12 protein-coding genes are annotated in these 16,347 nt (G+C 70.3%); 7 read left to right on the plus strand and 5 right to left on the minus strand.

Features of this window, described 5'->3' with window-relative positions:
- Window positions 1-65: 65 nt before the first annotated feature.
- Complete coding sequence (locus AB0J88_RS03495) at window positions 66-935, plus strand: alpha/beta hydrolase (RefSeq protein ID WP_364357855.1); 870 nt, start codon at window positions 66-68, stop codon at window positions 933-935.
- Window positions 936-1,029: 94 nt separating this feature from the next.
- Window positions 1,030-2,121 carry a hypothetical protein gene (locus AB0J88_RS03500; RefSeq protein ID WP_364357853.1) on the plus strand — a complete coding sequence of 364 codons (1,092 nt, stop codon included), beginning with the start codon at window positions 1,030-1,032 and terminating at the stop codon, window positions 2,119-2,121.
- Here the strand turns inward: AB0J88_RS03500 and AB0J88_RS03505 are convergent.
- Together AB0J88_RS03505 and AB0J88_RS03510 are read right to left on the minus strand one after the other, a co-directional pair.
- Window positions 2,118-3,431: an ABC transporter substrate-binding protein gene (locus tag AB0J88_RS03505; protein ID WP_364357850.1), complete on the minus strand. Its 1,314-nt coding sequence runs from the start codon at window positions 3,429-3,431 to the stop codon at window positions 2,118-2,120. The two genes, AB0J88_RS03500 and AB0J88_RS03505, sit on opposite strands and share 4 nt — an antisense overlap.
- Before the next feature lie 15 nt (window positions 3,432-3,446).
- Complete coding sequence (locus AB0J88_RS03510) at window positions 3,447-5,516, minus strand: NPCBM/NEW2 domain-containing protein (RefSeq protein ID WP_364357847.1); 2,070 nt, start codon at window positions 5,514-5,516, stop codon at window positions 3,447-3,449.
- Window positions 5,517-5,606: 90 nt separating this feature from the next.
- Between AB0J88_RS03510 and AB0J88_RS03515 the strand changes: the two genes are divergently transcribed.
- A complete protein-coding gene (locus AB0J88_RS03515; RefSeq protein WP_364357844.1) occupies window positions 5,607-6,488 on the plus strand; it encodes a sugar ABC transporter permease in 882 nt (293 codons plus the stop codon).
- Entirely contained in the window at window positions 6,485-7,300 is an 816-nt protein-coding gene (locus AB0J88_RS03520; RefSeq protein ID WP_364357841.1) for a carbohydrate ABC transporter permease, read from the plus strand. Before AB0J88_RS03515 ends, AB0J88_RS03520 begins: the two co-directional genes overlap by 4 nt.
- Here AB0J88_RS03520 and AB0J88_RS03525 read toward each other — a convergent pair whose 3' ends face one another.
- Window positions 7,301-7,777, minus strand: coding sequence for a hypothetical protein (locus tag AB0J88_RS03525; RefSeq protein WP_364357838.1), 477 nt, complete (start codon window positions 7,775-7,777; stop codon window positions 7,301-7,303).
- Window positions 7,778-7,980: 203 nt separating this feature from the next.
- On the opposite strand from AB0J88_RS03525, the gene AB0J88_RS03530 reads away from it, so the two are divergent.
- Complete coding sequence (locus AB0J88_RS03530) at window positions 7,981-9,654, plus strand: metallophosphoesterase family protein (RefSeq protein WP_364357835.1); 1,674 nt, start codon at window positions 7,981-7,983, stop codon at window positions 9,652-9,654.
- A 58-nt stretch (window positions 9,655-9,712) separates the two neighbouring features.
- Here AB0J88_RS03530 and AB0J88_RS03535 read toward each other — a convergent pair whose 3' ends face one another.
- Window positions 9,713-10,834, minus strand: coding sequence for an erythromycin esterase family protein (locus tag AB0J88_RS03535; RefSeq protein ID WP_364357832.1), 1,122 nt, complete (start codon window positions 10,832-10,834; stop codon window positions 9,713-9,715).
- Between the two features lie 128 nt (window positions 10,835-10,962).
- On the opposite strand from AB0J88_RS03535, the gene AB0J88_RS03540 reads away from it, so the two are divergent.
- A complete protein-coding gene (locus tag AB0J88_RS03540) occupies window positions 10,963-14,316 on the plus strand; it encodes a phosphodiester glycosidase family protein (RefSeq protein WP_364357829.1) in 3,354 nt (1,117 codons plus the stop codon).
- Here the strand turns inward: AB0J88_RS03540 and AB0J88_RS03545 are convergent.
- Window positions 14,313-14,786, minus strand: a complete 474-nt coding sequence (locus AB0J88_RS03545) for an Lrp/AsnC family transcriptional regulator (RefSeq protein WP_364357826.1) — start codon at window positions 14,784-14,786, stop codon at window positions 14,313-14,315. The two genes, AB0J88_RS03540 and AB0J88_RS03545, sit on opposite strands and share 4 nt — an antisense overlap.
- A gap of 111 nt (window positions 14,787-14,897) precedes the next feature.
- Between AB0J88_RS03545 and AB0J88_RS03550 the strand changes: the two genes are divergently transcribed.
- Window positions 14,898-16,322 carry an APC family permease gene (locus AB0J88_RS03550; RefSeq protein WP_364357823.1) on the plus strand — a complete coding sequence of 475 codons (1,425 nt, stop codon included), beginning with the start codon at window positions 14,898-14,900 and terminating at the stop codon, window positions 16,320-16,322.
- Window positions 16,323-16,347 lie beyond the last annotated feature (25 nt).

Genomic DNA, 16,347 nt, shown 5'->3' on the forward strand with positions numbered 1-16,347 from the left:
CGCTCATCGGTTGCTCATCCGTGATCGGCACGCTGGGCAGGACCGATCACGAAAGGACCCGCACGATGATTCCCGGTTTCGACCAGCATCGCGTCCAGGTGGACGAGGATGTCACGCTGCATGCCGCTGTGGGCGGTTCGGGCAGCCCGGTCGTGCTGCTGCACGGCTTTCCCCAGACCCACCTGATGTGGCGCCACGTGGCGGCCGACCTGGCCGCCGACTACACGGTGATCTGCCCGGACCTGCGCGGCTACGGCGCCAGCGACAAGCCCGTGGCGAGGGACGCCGACACGTACTCGAAGCGCACCATGGCCGCCGACGTCGTGGCCCTGGCGCGGACGCTCGGGCACGAGCGGTTCGCGCTCGCGGGGCACGACCGGGGCGCGCTCGTCGCCTTCCGTGCCGGCCTGGACCATCCCGACTCGATCAGCCGGCTGGCGATCCTGGACGTGCTGCCGACGCAGGACATGTGGGACGTGCTGCACGGCGTCAACGCGGCGGTCGCCTTCCACCTCTATCTGATGGCCCAGCCGCCGGGTCTGCCCGAGCGGATGATCGAGGCGACCGCCGACGAGTTCTTCGGCTCGTTCCTCGACGGGTGGGGCGGCGACCCTTCGGCGATTCCCGCGGGGGTACGCGCGGAGTATCTGGCCGCCTGCCGCGCGGCGGTGCCGTCGATCGTGGCTGACTACCGTGCTTCCGCCGGCATCGACGTGGAGCACGACCGGGCCGATCGCGCGGCCGGCCGGGTGCTGACCATGCCGGTCACCGTCGTGCAGCAGGACTGGGGCGCGGCACTCGGCTACGACGCGGCGGGGTTGTGGCGGGCGTGGGCGCCGGACCTGGTGCACCGCACCACGACCGCCGGGCACTTCATGGCCGAGCAGGCACCCGCCGAGATCGTCAAGGATCTTCGCGATCTGCTGAATCGATGACACGTACGGGTCAAGCGCACACGGCGTCCGTCGTGCCTGTCCGGGTTGCGCCTCTACGGTGGACAGCGATGCCGTAGGGAAGGGGTCACGACCCGTGCACGAGGTTTCGGAGTCGCCGGAGGAGTGGCCGGGCGACTACGCCGGCGACGAGCCGCTGCCGACCGTCCACCGCCGCGTGATGCTCACCGACCTGCCGGACAGCGGATTGGAAGAGATCGCCCGCCGACTCAAGCTCACCCTGCCGGAAGCGGAGCCGGAACCCGAGCCCGGCCGTGACCCCGAGCCCGAGGCCGAGTGGGAGCCCGAGCGGGACCAGACGCTGACCCCCGCAGCGGCGACCCCGGAATCGGCATCGACATCAGAGCCGGCGCAGTCACCGATGCCGGAGATCGTGGCAGTCCCGGAAATCACGGCGGTGCCGCCCTTCGTAGCGGTCCCGGCACGAGCGGCTTTGCCGGAACCCACGGCGATGCCGGGACCGCAGCCATTGGCGGCGCCGGCGTCCGTGTCGGGACCAGAGGCTGTGGCGGAACCAGCGGCGGTGCCGAAATTCGAGGCATTGGCGGGACCGGCGTCCGTGCCGGGATCCGAGGCGTTGGCGGGATCGGCGTCCGTGCCGGGGCCAGAGGCTTTCGCGGGACCGGCGTCCGTGCCGGAACCCGAGGCGTTGGCGGGACCGGCGTCCGTGTCCGAAGCAGAGGCTTCAACGGAAGCGATTGCGGTGCCGGGGCCGGCGGCAACGACGTCGCTAGGCGCGCTGCCGGGACCGGGGGCGCTAACGGCAGCCGGGTCGCTGCCGGCACCCGCGCCCGCGGTGGTCGACCGGGTGCCCGTGCTGGCCGGACTCCCGTTGGCCGAGCTCGAGGAGCTAGCCCACGAGCAGTTCGCGCGGGTCGTCCACGGCCCGGCGGAGGTGCCGGTGACGGACGAGCTTTACGAGCACCTTCGCGGTGCGGGGCTACAGCGGATCGACGCGTTCGCCTACCGGGTCGAGGACGGCAGGCCGGTAGTGGTCGTCCGGCCGTCCTCGGCCCCGGAAGGCGCGCGCACCCTGCACCGCGTAGTGCGCGCACCGTCCCGGCAGGCGGTCTGGCAGGTCGTGGACGTGTGGATCGGCGTACCGATCTCCACCGTCCGCAACCCCCCCTCCGACCTGCAAGAAGCCGTGTACTACGCGACGTACTAATCGATAAAGATCGTCTTCTTCTGGTTTTCGATGCTCTTCAGGATGTTCCCCGCGTCGCCGGGCTTGCGGACGAACTCCTGGAACGCCGGGATGATGACGGTCGAGGCGAAGTCCGGGCGGGTGTCGCGGTCCAGGAACTGGGCGATGTTCTTGGCGCTGCCGACCAGCTCCGCCGACTTCTTCTGGATCGGCGAATAGGCGCTGGTGTCGGCGTTCGTGTTCGACGAGATGAACGGCTCACCGAGCTTGCTCGCCTCCGCTGCCGCTGAAGGCGCGGCCAGGTACGCCAACAGCTTTTTGGCACCGGCCCCGTTCTTGGGCTTGGCGCTCATGCAGAACCCGTCGATCGGCGCGTCGATGGCGTCCGCGCCGACAGCCGGGTCGATCGCCGGGAAGGTGAACAGGTCGACGTCCTCGCGCTCGCCCTGCGGGAACTGGTCGATCAGGAAGGTGCCGAGCAGGTACATCCCGGCCTTCTTCCGCTGCAACGCCTGTGCGGCCTCCTGCCAGGTGCGGCCCAGCGCGTCGGGCTGGTGCAGGGGGAGCAGCTGCGCCCAGGTGTCGAAGACCTTCCTGACCTCGGCGCTCTCCCAGGAGCCCTTGCCGGCCATCAGGTCGATGTGGAACTGGTGGCCGTTGGTCCGCATGTTGAGGATGTCGAACGTGCCCATCGCGGGCCAGCCGTCCTTGTCGGCGAACGCGATCGGCACCAGGCCGTCGGCCTTCATCTTGTCGGCCAGCGTGGTGAGCTCGGCCAGCGTGGTCGGCACCGTGTAGCCGCGTTCGGCCCAGACGCTCTTGCGGTAGAACATCGCCCACGGGTAGTAGGACTGCGGCACGAAGTACTGCTTGCCGTCGTCACCCGTCGAGGCCGTCTTGAACGATTCAGCGACGCCGTCCAGGGGCCAGACGTCGCTGATGTCGCCGATCAGCCCGCGTCGGGCGAAGAACCGCATGCGGTAGCCGGCGAACCAGGAGAACACGTCGTCCGGACTGCCCTGCAGGTAGTTGTTGATGTTCTCCTGGAACGTGTTGTGGTCGATCTCGTTGAGCTTGACCGTGATCCCGGAGTTCTTGGCCTGGAAGTCGGCGACCGCGGCCTGGCGCTGCTTGGCGAACGTGGAGCCGACCTCGTTGGACCCGAAGGTCACCTCGCCGGTGCCGTCGCCGTCGCTGGTGCCGCCTCCGTCGTCGTCACCGCAGGCGGCGAGGGCGGGAGCGGCCGCGAGGCCGGCGGCACCGAGGAGCAGGGACCGCCGGGGTACGGGCATCCCGGCCAGGCGAGGTGCCGGTGAAGTCTGGTGTCTCATCCGATCCTCCAAGAGTCAGCACACAAGACGGGCGTCGGCCCAGTCGGCGTGGTCGAAGTCGATGCCGTTGCCGCCGTCACCGAGCACGAGGCGCAACGCGCCGCGGCCGGTCACGTTGAGGTCGACAACCGCCGGGCCGGACGCCACCGTCACGGCTGGGCTGGTGTAGAGGGTCACGCCGTCGGCCAGCACCGTGAAGACCACCCGCGCGGTGGCCGACGTGACCTCGGCGTCGATGCCCGCGACGGCCGTGAACCGCTCGCAGGAGCCACCGAGGTTGACGGTCAGGTCGCCGGGCGCGTGCCCGCCGATGCCGCGCACGTAGCTGACGCCACCGGAGGTCAGCACCGCGCCGTCGCCGGCGGCCTGCTCACCGTTGGACTGGTCGCGCTCGGCCGGCCCCCAGCCGTTGGTGCCGGTGAACGACGGGTTGGAGCCCGTGCCCGGGGCCGTGCAGGTGAGGGTGGCGCCACCCCAGTCGGCGTGGTCGTAGTTGGCGTTGTCACGCCCGTCGGTGACCCGAAGCTCCAATGTGGTGTATCCTCCGGTGGCCACCGAGAGCCGCGTCGGACCGTCGGCCGCGCGCTTGATCCCGCTGTAGGCGAGCAGCTTGCCGTCGCCGTACACCTGGAACCTGACCGATGCCGCCGCGTTGGTCACCTCGTCGTCGATGCCGACGTTGGCGGTGAACAGCGGGCACGCGCGACCGAGGTAGAGGTGCACCGCGCTGTCGGCGTGGGTGCCGACGCCTTTCGCGTAGGTGGTGCCGTTGATCGTCAGCGTGCCGCCGTCGCCCGCGGCCTGCTCGCCGTTGGCCCGGTTGCGCTCGGCCGGACCCCAGAAGTTGCTCGACGCGAGCCAGGCGAGGTCGCCGACCTGGTGGGTGCCGGCCGCCGGCGCGGCGGCCGGCGTGCCGGTGCGGTTGGCCCGGAACATCGCGACGCCGTGCGCCGGCACGGAGGCCGAGATCGCGCCGGTCGACGTCGAGGTGGCTCCGGTCCAGAGGTTGCGAAGCGAATATCCGGACGAGCCGCCGAGACCGACCTCGGCGGCGGACGTGGTGATGGTGGCGGTCGCGGCGGACCGGTTGAAGAGCACGACGGCCGCGCCACCGTCGCTCATCGGCTTGGCCCATACCTCGGTCTCGCCGAAGTCGCGCACCTTGCGCCCTTGCGAGCCGCCCCAGTCCTGGTTGACCGCGATCACCTCGGCGTTGCGGATGATGCTCAGGGTCGCGGTGGACATCGAGCGCAGGTCGTTGCCGAGCAGCATCGGCGAGTTGAGCAGCGCCCACAGGCTGAAGTGGGCGGTGTACTCGGTGGTGGTCATCCCGCCGTTGCCGACCTCGAGCATGTCGGGGTCGTTGAAGCCGTTGTTGCGGGCGAACGGCTCCAGCCCGTTCTGCTGGTCGAGCAGCGACAGCACGCTGCCCCAGTTGTCGGAGATGTCGCCGGTGGTGCGCCACAGGCTGCCGCCGACCTGCGGGGCGAAGACCCACGGGTCGGCCAGCCCCCAGTTGCAGATGCTGTAGACGATCGCGCGGCCACTGGCCTTGAGCGCGTCGCCCATCGCCTTGTAGCGGGCGGCGTCCGGCCGGCCCTGGTTGTTGCAGTTGTCGTACTTGAGGAGGTCGACCTCCCAGGCCGCGAAGGTGTTGGCGTCGACAACCTCGTGGTCGAGGCTGCCCGGAAGCCCCTGGCAGGTCGCGGTGCCGGCGGACTCGTAGATGCCGAGCTTGAGCCCGCGGGCGTGCACGTAGTCGGCGAGCGCCTTGATGCCGCCCGGAAAGCGGGTCGGGTGGGGTTGCAGCCGGCCCTGCGCGTCGCGGGTCGAGGCCATCCAGCAGTCGTCGATGTTGACGTAGCGGTAGCCGAGGTCGTCCAGGTTGTTGGCGACGATCGCGTCTGCGGTCTGTTTGATCAGGTTCTCGTCGATGTTGCAGCCGAACCGGTTCCAGCTGTTCCAGCCCATCGGTGGTGCGGTGATCGGGACCACCGGCGTCGCGGCCGACGCGGCGGTCGCGGTGACCGTCAGGGTCGAGGCAGCGAGCAGCAGGACGGCCAGGAACGAAAATGGCTTTCGCATGATATGCACCAATCTTCGTGCCGCTACAACGTTACGTCAGTAAATATTGATGGTTACGATCATGCAAGGTCTTCGATCGATGGAGGCGCCATGCGTATGCGAAGACGGCTGACACCGCGTGACCGGATCGTCGTCACGCTGATGATCGGCGTACCCCTCGTGTTCGTGGTCCTGCTCGTCTGGTTGCCGGCCCTCTCGTCGGTCGCGCTGTCGTTCTCGCGGTGGGAGGGCTTCGGCGGGCTGAGCTCGATCGACTGGATCGGGTTCGAGAACTACCGGAACATCGCCACGATCTACCCGCCGTTCTGGCCGGCGATCTGGCACAACCTGATCTGGGTCGGCTTCCTGTTCCTGATCCCCACGCCGCTCGGGATGTTCCTGGCCGTGCTGCTGGACAAGGAGATCCGCGGCAGCCGCCTCTACCAGACGGCGTTCTACCTGCCCGTCATCCTGTCGCTGGCGTTGACCGGCTTCATCTGGCAGCTCATCTACTCGCGCGACCAGGGGCTGCTCAACGCGGTGCTCGGCACCCAGATCGACTGGTACGGCGACCCGAACGTCAACCTGTGGGCGGTGCTCGTCGCCACGGGCTGGAAGCACACCGGCTACATCATGCTGATCTACCTGGCCGGGCTGAAGGCGGTCGACCCGGGGTTGCGGGAGGCGGCCCGGGTCGACGGCGCGAGCGAGCCACGGACCTTCTTCTCGATCGTCTTCCCGGCGCTCCGGCCGATCAACCTGATCGTCCTGGTCATCACGATCATCGAGTCGCTGCGGGCGTTCGACATCGTCTGGATCGTCAACAAGGGCCGCAACGGCCTCGAGGTGATCGCCGCGCTGGTCGCGCAGAACATCATCGGCGAGGCGAGCCGGATCGGCTTCGGCTCGGCGCTGGCGACCATCATGCTGCTGATCTCGTCGGTGTACGTCGTCATCCACCTGCGCGCGACCACGAGGGGAGAGGACCGGTGAAGCCGCGGTACGTGCTGCACGCGTTCCTCGCCGTGATGGCGGTGGGCTGGCTCGTGCCGCTGCTCTGGGGGCTGTTCAACTCGCTGCGCGACTACGACTACACCGGCACGCACGGCTACTTCTCGTTCGGCGGCTTCACGTTCCAGAACTACGTCGACGCTTGGCAGCGCGCCGAGTTCGGCGAGAAGTTCCTCAACTCGCTCTACATCACCGTGCCGGCCGTGGCGCTGACGCTGTTCCTGTCGTCGTGTGCCGCGTTCGTGCTGGCCCGCTTCAGCTTCAAGCTCAACCTGACGCTGCTCGGCGTCTTCGTCGCGGCCAACCTGCTGCCGCCGCAGGCGTTGCTGATCCCGGTCTACCGGGCGTTCCGGGAGCTGGAGCTGCTCAACAGCTACACCGGCCTGGTGCTCGTCAACACCGCGTTCCAGATGGGCTTCTGCACGCTGGTGCTGAGCAACTACATGAAGACCATCCCGCACGAGTTGTACGAGTCGGCGGAGGTCGACGGCGCCGGGGTGAGCCGGCAGTTCTTCACGCTGACCTTGCCGCTGGTGCGGCCGGCGCTGGCCGCCCTGACCACGTTGCAGGTCACCTGGATCTACAACGAGTTCTTCTGGGCCACGGTGCTGCTCCAGGACGGCGACAAGTTCCCGATCACGAGCTCGCTCAACAACCTGCGGGGCGAGTTCTTCACCGACTACAACCTGCTGTCCGCCGGCTCCATCATCGTCGCGCTGCCGACGCTGCTCGTCTTCTTCGTACTCCAGCGGCAGTTCGTGTCAGGTCTGACGTTGGGGTCGACCAAGGGCTGACTACTGCCCCGCGAGGGGCAGCACCGAGCCGGGCAGTCGGCCGGTCGGGCGGTAGACGACGCACATCACCACGCGGTCGCCGTCGGCCCAGGTCTCGGCGGTCGGCAGCACCGGGTAGAAGTCGAGACCGTCGGCGCCCGCGCCCCGCCACAGCTTGTGGAACGCCTGACCGCACCTGGCCGCACCCAGCTTCGCCACCGTCGCGCGGTCGAAGGCTCCTTCCGGCGCGTACATGAAGCCGTAGGCCTGGTTGTCGGCGCCTTCCTCGCACGGCACGTAGATGACCACGCGGTCGTCGGCCATCGGGTCGTACTCCGGATCGTCGAAGCACTCGGTCGCCTCGATGCTGAGCAGGCCGGTGGTCTCGGCGGTGAGGAAGGCGTCGGTCTTCTTTACCGGCGCGTCGGGAGGCGTGGCGAAGAGCGTTCCGAGAGCCAGCACGCTCGCCGCCATCCCGACCCAGCGGGAAACGGGCACCCCGGGAACCTAGGCGGCCGCGCTGAACGCCGGATGGCCGACGGGCGACGCCATCGTGACGGCCGGTCAGCCGGCTTTCAGGCGGCTTTCAGTTCACCCGCAGGACACGTCGAGGTCCGGCCTCGGTCGTTCGGCTTTGGCTCAATGCCCGTTGTCCCACCGTGCTCCTGTCGGTGGCTGATTCCCTGAGGGGGGAAACAACGTTGAGTGAGGTCAAGAGGCCTTGGAACACGGGTCGTCGCCGGGCGGCGGTGGCGGCCGTCGGTGCCGCCGCGCTGTTCGCCGGTGGCATCGCGTTCGGCCCGGCCGCGTTCGGTGACGCCGCGCCCACCAAGTTCCCGGCCGCCGAGCAGTACAAGCCGACCCCGGTGCCGGACCGTGTCATCCTGATCCCGACCGACAAGCCCGCCACCAGCCAGCGCGTCTCGTGGCGCGCCGAGGCGTCCGCGGAATGGGCGCAGGCCCAGATCCTCGAGGCGCCCAAGGCGCTCGGCGAGGTCGCGCCGGCCGCCGGCGCGGTGCGCACCGTGAAGGCGATCGCCAACACGCCGGTCAACACGTCGCTGGGGTACGCCTCGACGTACCACACGGTGGAGTTCACCGACCTCAAGCCCGCGACGCGGTACACCTACCGGGTCGGTGACGGCACCAACTGGAGCGAGTGGATCGACTTCACCACCGCGGCCGAGGGCTTCGAGCCGTTCTCGTTCATCTACTACGGCGACGCGCAGAACTACATCGACAGCGCCGTGCCGCGGGTGTTCCGCCAGGCGTTCGCCGACCGGCCGCAGGCCAAGCTGATCGTCAACGCCGGTGACCTCATCGACTCCGCGAACAGCGAGGAGCAGTGGGGGCAGTGGTACAACGCCGGCAGCTTCATCGACGGCCAGATCAACAACATCTCGATCACCGGTAACCACGAGTACAACGGCACGAGCCTGTCGTCGTTCTGGGCGCCGCAGTTCCCGTACCCGGACAACGGCCCGGCCGCGTGGGGCAACGAGCCGGCGCTCGACTCGACCGCGTACTCGGTCGACTACCAGGGTGTGCGGTTCATCGGGCTGAACACCAACGTCCAGAGCATCCCGCAGTACATGGACGCGCAGACCGCGTGGCTCGAGGGCCTGCTCAAGGACAACCCGAACAAGTGGACCGTCGTCACGTTCCACCACCCGGTCTACTCGACCGCCGAGGGCCGCAACAACCCGATCGTCCGGGCGCAGTGGGGTCCGCTGTTCGAGAAGTACGGCGTGGACCTCGTGCTCCAGGGCCACGACCACACGTACGGCCGCGGCAGCACGTTGGCCTCTCGCAAGTCCGCCACTGTGCACGACAGCACCGTGTACGCGGTCTCCGTGTCCGGCGGCAAGATGTACGACGTCGACGGTTCCGTGTGGACGGACAACGGCGCCGACATCATGGCCAAGGCCGAGGACTCGCAGCTGTACCAGATGATCGACGTCAAGGGCGACTCGTTGACGTACGAGGCCCGCTTCGCCAACGGCAAGCACTTCGACGGCGTGGTCGTCCGCAAGAACGACGCGGGCGAGCGGACCGTCAACGAGTGGCGTACGCCCGAGACCACCACGGGTGAGCACGTCATCGTCAGCACCACCTCCCCGAAGCCGGGCAGCAAGCTGGCCGTCACCGGCTACGGGTACGACCCGAACGAGTCGGTCGACATCTACCTGCGCAAGACCAGCACCGCGGAGGGCAAGCCGGGCATCCTGATCGCCACGAAGAAGGCAGACGAACTGGGCCGGCTGGACTACACGTTCACGCTGCCGTCGAGCGCGATGGGCGGCAGCCAGCACACCGTGTACCTGGAGAGCCGCACCCAGCAGATCTACAGCCCGGTCATCACCGTCAAGAAGTAGTTCGCTTTATGTGTTGCGGGCCGGCCCGTCTTGGGCCGGCCCGCTCTCTCATGGCCGCTTAGATGTGCAGGATGGCGTCGCAGTTCGCGATGGTCTCCGCGTCCAGTGGGAAGTAGCCCTGTTCCGGGGTCGGGTCGGTGCGGGTCGTCAGGGTTTGGTCGTTCAGGGCCGTCTCGATCGTGGATCGGTCCAGTAGTCCCGCGTGCGGTAGGGCCGCTTCGAAGGTGCCCTCGGGTGCGGGTGACAGGTTCAGGGTCGAGCTGGCGTCGAGGCTGCCGATGATGACCGCGTAGCGGGTGCCGAGCAGGGCCGAGACGATCGAGCCCGCCGATGACCACTCAAGGTCCATGCCGGCCAGGTTCCACCTGCTCGGGTGGCGTTGCAGGTGGCGGTTGTTCGCGTACACCAGGGTCGGGCCGCGGTGTTGTTCTTCCGTTCTGATGTCCAGCAGGTTGTGGGCCATCCAGGCGTCGCGGACACCGAGCAGGCGGGACGTGCGGGCCGCTTGCGGGGCCGGCGCCGCCGCTTCCGCGTGGTAGCCGAGCAGTCGCACCGCCACGTCCGCGTGCAGGTTCGCCCGGCGCCAATCCGCCAACGACGTGGTGGCGACCAAGCGCGGTGCGTTGGCGTACAACGCTGTTCTCAGGTCCTCGGCTATGCCGCGCAGGCGCAGGGCCTCGGGTGAGCGGCCTACCGAGCGGGTGTGGTCCATGATCGCGGACGGGTCGGACCAGCGCGGGTCGGCTCCGATGAGCTGGTCCAGGTCCACCGGCGGGTCCACGTGCTCGCTCAGGTAGGCCAGCACGTGCACTAGATAGCGGCGCGGGCTCGGTGCTCCCGTCATCTCCAGCGGCGCGTCGAAGCCGTGGAAGGTCAGTCGCTCCTCGGGCGGCCGGCCCGAGTTGTGGCTGCGCATCCACTCCACGAGCTCCGGGTTGCCCGGGAGGGTGCCGAAGCCGTGGCTGAAGGCGTCCGCCGGCAGCTCGTCGGTCGTGCCCTGGACGTACGCGTCGACTGCCAGAGCCGAGAGACGGTCCGACTCGTACGCGAACGAACGGAAACCGGCGGAGACCAGCTCCTGGAAGATCTCGTTGCGCGCGAAGGCGAAGGCCGGCTCTCCGTGGGTCGGCTCGCCGAGCGCCAACAGGTCACGACTGGCCAGGTGCTCCGAAACCGTCATGAGCCCGGACGTTACCTGCACCGGTGTGCGGGCACGCCGCTCCGCCCGCGTCGTCGGCACGTGAAGTTTTCTTTCACGTTTACCCTTGTCTCTTGAAAATTCCTCCATGTTCCGGTTGGCTCGCGGGCATGGGTATCCGTCTATCCAGCCGCCGCGTCGGTCCCGTGTTGCTCCCCCTGCTGGCCGTGCTGCTTGCCGGTGGGCCGGCGGTCGCGACGCCCGTCCCGCGCGTCGGCACCGGCGTCGCCGCGCCGGCCGTCACCTCTATCGAGACCGACCGGCGTACGCGGCCGGTCGCGCCCGGGTTGGAGCTCACCTCCTTCGACCGGCTCGACGCCAACGGCTGGATCCGCGCCGACGCCCTCACCGCCGACCTAGCCGGGGAGGGCCTGTCCGTCGGTTACCTCAACACCGGCGCGGTGGCCCGCACGGCTCCGCTGCGGGGTGTCGCCGACCAGGCCCGTGCGGTCGCCGCGGTCAACGGCGACTTCTTCGACATCAACCAGTCCGGGGCCGCGCAGGGCATCGGCGTACGCGACGGCGCGCTCGTGCAGTCCCCGGTCGCCGGGCATCCCGACGGTGTCGCTGTCGGGCCGGACGGGGTGGGGAGGGTCGTGCAGTTCTACTTCGACGGCACTGCGGCGCTGCCGACCGGGCCGGTCACACTGACCCAGTTCAACAACCTCGTGCAGGCCGGCGGCATCGGGGTCTTCACCGCTCTGTGGGGCGACTACGACCGGGCTCGTGCGGTGTCGGGCGCGACGCGGGTGACCGAGGTGACCCTGACCGGCGGGCGCGTGGCGACGGTGGCACCGGCGGCCGGCCGCGGACCGATCGCCGCCGGCACCACCGTCCTGCTCGGGCGCGACGCCGGTGCCGAGGCGCTGGCCGGGCTGCGGCCCGGTGACGCCGTCGACGTGACCTACCGCGCCCGGCCCGACGACGACCGGGCCGTCGCCGCCGCGATCGGTGGCAACCGGGTGTTGGTGCGGGACGGCGTGCCGCTCGACATCGGCGACGTGACGCCGGAGCCACGCACCGCGGTCGGCTTCTCCGCAGACGGCCGGAAAATGATCATGTTGACCGTGGACGGGCGGCAGGCTGACAGCCGTGGCGTCACGCTCACCGAGTTGGGCCGCCTGATGGCCTCGCTGGGCGCACACGACGCGCTCAACCTCGACGGTGGCGGTTCCTCGACGCTGGTCGCCCGCGAGCCCGGCGCCGCGGCCGTGCGGGTGGAGAACGCGCCCTCCGACGGGTCCGAGCGGCCAGTGCCCAACGGGCTGGCGATCTACGCACCGCAGGGCAGCGGGCGGCTGCGCGCCTACTGGGTGGAGACCGCGATCGACGCCGCCGCGGCGCCTGGGATCGGGCCGGTGCGCGGTGGCCGCCCGGACCGCGTCTTTCCGGGTCTGACCCGGCGGTTGACCGCGGCCGGCTACGACGAGACGTACGGACCGGCAACCGGCACCCCGACCTGGCGCGCGACCCACGGGACCGTGTCGGCGACCGGCGTGTTCCGCGGGGTGCTGCCGGGCGCGGCCACGGTGACCGCGGCCAAGGGCCGAGCCAGCGGGGACATCGACCTCGTCGTGCTCGGCCCACTGTCCAGGGTGGACGCGACCGCCGACAAGGTGGCGCTGGACGCGGCCGGCTCGTCCGGGACGTTCGGTGTCGTCGGCTTCGACGGTGAGGGCAACAGCGCCCCGATCGAGCCGGCCGACGTGCGCCTCGACTTCGACCCCGGGCTCGTCGACGTGGTGGCCGGTGCCAACGGGTTCTTCACCGTCAAGGCCGTGGCAGGCGCCGGAGCCGGGCTGATCACGGTGACCGTCGGCGGCCGCAGCACGGTCGTGCCCGTGTCGATCGGCCTGACCGACGTGCCGGTCGCGACGTTCGACGACGCCGCGGCGTGGAAGTTCAGCGCGGCGCGGGCCACCGGGTCGGTCGCACCGGCGCCGGGACACACGGGTGACGGGCTCCGGATGGCGTACGACTTCGGCCAGTCCACCGGCACCCGCGCGGCGTACGCGGACCCGCCACAGTGGATTCCCGTCGACGGGCAGCCACAGGCGTTCGGCATGTGGATCCATGGCAACGGCAAGGGGGAGTGGCCCAGTCTGCACCTGCACGACGCTCTCGACCAGCAACACGTGCTGCGCGGTCCCTACATCACCTGGACCGGCTGGCGCTACGCGGAGCTGGCGGTGCCGCCCGGTGTGCAGTATCCGGTGCGGATCCGCCGCTTCTACGTCGCCGAGACCGACCCGGCCAAGGCCTACCAGACCGACATCGTGATCGACGACATCGTGGCGCGGGTTGCGCCGCCGGTCGAGGTGCCACCGGAGCCGCCGCGCACCGACCGGATCGTGCTGCGGGACGGCACGGTCGACGGCGCGCCCTGGCGGCTCGCCGTGCTCTCCGACGCGCAGTTCGTGGCGGCGGACCCGAACAGCACCCAGGTCGAGCGGGTACGCCGCACGTTGCGGGAGATCCGCGCGGCCAGGCCCGACTTCCTGGTGATCAACGGCGATCTGGTGGACACCGCGTACGCGGCGGACTTCGCTCTGGCCAAGCAGATCCTCGACGAGGAGCTGGGCGGCACGCTGCCGTACTACTACGTGCCCGGCAACCACGAGGTCATGGGCGCGCCGATCACCAACTTCACGTCGGTGTTCGGTCCCACGTCGCGGGTGGTGGACCACCAGGGGACCCGGATCGTCACCCTCGACACCAGCGCGGGGGCGTTGGGCTTCGACCAGGTCGTGGCCCTGCGCGCGGCTCTGGACGCCGCCGCCACCGACCCGCGGGTCGGCTCGGTGGCGGTGTTCGAGCACCACCCGCCGAGGGACCCGACGCCGGCGAAGGCGAGCCAGCTCGGCGACCGCAAGCAGGCGGCGCTGGTCGAGCGGTGGCTGGCCGACTTCCAGCACCGCACCGGCAAGGGCGCGGCCTTCGTCGGCGCACACGTCGGCACGTTCCACGCGGACCGGGTGGACGGCGTCCCGTACCTGATCAACGGCAACAGCGGCAAGGAGCCGTCCACGGCCCCGCACCTCGGTGGCTTCACCGGGTGGACGATGCTGGGCGTCGACCCGGTCACTCCGGCCGAGGCGGCGCTGGCGCGGCTGAACCCGTTGACCGAGGGTCCACGATGGATCGACGCCGAGGTCAACCCGCACGTGGACGCGGTGGCGCTGGCCGTGCCGGCGACGGTCGCGGTCGGTGCTCCGGCCGCGGTGACCGCGACCCTGACGCAGCCGGGCGGGCGGTCGGTGCCGGTGGCGCCGCCGGTGACCGCGCACTGGTCGGGTTCGGCCGAGCTGCACGTCGGGTCGGCGCTGGGCATCCGCCCGGGTGACCGCGCCTGGTTCGACCCGGCGACCGGCCGCCTGACCGCCTTGCGCAGCAGCGGCACGGTGACGCTCGCGGTGACCGTCAACGGCGTCAAGGCGTCCGCGACGGTGGAGTTGCGGCGTTAGGGCAGTTGGGCCAGCGGTAGGGGGCCGCGGGTCTTGACCGTCCGGATGGCGAACGTGCTGTGCGCGTCGACGATCGACGGGATGGTCAGGATCTGGTCGATGAGCAGATGCTCGTACGCCGCCAGGTTGGCGACCGCGGCCTCGACCAGGATGTCCGCCTGGCCGGAGATCACGTGGCAGGCGACGATCTCCGGGATGGCAGTCAGCTCGGCCTCGATCCGGGCGGCGTTCTCGCGGGAGTGGCGGTCGACGCGCAACTCGACGAAGACGGTCAGGTCCAGGCCCAGCCGGGCGCGGTCGAGCTCCACCCGATAGCCGGCGATCAGGCCGTCCTGCTCGAGCGCCCGCACCCGGCGCAGGCAGGCCGACGGCGACAGGGCGACCGCCTCGGCCAGGTCGACGTTGGCGATCCGGCCGTCCTGCTGGAGCCGGGCCAGGATCGCGCGGTCGGTGCTGTCGTAACGGGTCATGGCAGATGATTGCGCGCTGGGGCGCCTGTGCGCAACGGGGTTGCGTGGAGATAGATTAGGCCGCGCACATTTGCCATCGCGGGCGGCGGCAACGTTGCCAGACTGCGGGGCATGACCAGCGACATCGGCATCGCCAGGGGCACCGCCCTCTACATCGGGGCCCTGCTCGGCCCCGGCCTGCTGCTGCTCCCGGGCCTGGCCGCGAGCCAGGCCGGCCCGGCCTCCGTGGTGGCGTGGGCGGCGCTGCTCGGAGCCTCGGCGCTGTTCGCCGTCGTGTTCGCCGCGCTCGGAGTGCGGCATCCGTCGGCCGGCGGCGTGTGGGGCTACGCCACGGCCGGCCTCGGCCACCGCGCCGGCCGGGTGGTGGCGTGGTGCTTCCTGGCCGGGGTGATCGGCGGTGCCCCGATCGTGTCCGTGGTCGGTGGCAACTACGTCGCCGAGCTCACCGGTGGCGGTGTCCGGGTCGCCGCGACGACCGCAGCCGTGCTGCTGGTCGGCTCGCTCGCGGTCACGGCGCGTGGGGTGCGCACCTCGGCCACCGTCCAGTTCGGACTCGTGGCCCTGCTGCTCGTGATCGTCGTCGGCGCGGTGGCGGGCGCCGCACCGGCCAGCCGGGCCGCCAATTGGACGCCGTTCGCACCGCACGGCTGGGTCGCGCTGGGTCCGACCGCGGCGACACTGATGCTGGCGTTCGTGGGCTGGGAGGCGATCGCGCCGCTCACGACCCGGTTCGCGCGGCCGCGCAGGCAGCTACCGGTGGTGATCGCCATCGCGTTCGCGGCCACGGCGGTCGTCTACCTGGCCTTGGGCTTCGTCACCGTCGGGGCGCTGGGGGAGCAAGCCGGCACCGAGGTGCCTCTCGCCGCCCTGCTCAGGATCGGCCTGGGCGACATCGGCACAGCGGTCGCCGCGATCGGGGCCGTGGTGCTCACGACCGGCGCGATGCTCGCCTACCTGGCCGGAGCGGCCAGCCTCGCCCGAGCCCTACGCCCGAACACCGAGGAGCGACACCTCCGCGCGCGCCAACCCGGCCCGGATTTGGCCCGCATCTCAGCCCGCGCGGAGTCCGCCGGCGGTGAGAGGTGGCGGCCCGTCCCGGCCCGGGACGAGGAAGCTTCGAGGCCTCCGGCGGCCGCGGAGCACGGCGGCGGCGATGAGCTGCGGCCTCGTCCGGCTCGGGCGTCGGTGCCCGGCGCCGGGCTGCCGTGGTGGTTGGGTGGTGGGGTTCTGGTTTCCGGTCTCGTGCTGATCCTGCCGTTGGCCACCGGCCGCATCGAGCTGGCCACCCTGGTCAACGTGCCCACCACGTTCTTCCTCGTGGTCTATCTGGGCTGCACGGCGGCCGGCTGGCGACTGTTGCGCGGCGCGCCGCGGATCTGCGCGGGCATCGCCTGCGTCATGGTGGCCGTGGTCCTGACCTTCTGCGGCTCGGCGCTCATCCCCGCCGCCGTGGTCACGACGGCCGCGGCCATCGGCCGCCGTAGGGCGCCGAGGGTGGCCGGACGGCCGCTTGAAGCCGCCCCGGACCCCGGTTAGTCTCGGCTCGAAACATTTTCGAGGT

This window comes from Asanoa sp. NPDC049475, assembly GCF_040676915.1.
Lineage (GTDB): Bacteria > Actinomycetota > Actinomycetes > Mycobacteriales > Micromonosporaceae > Asanoa.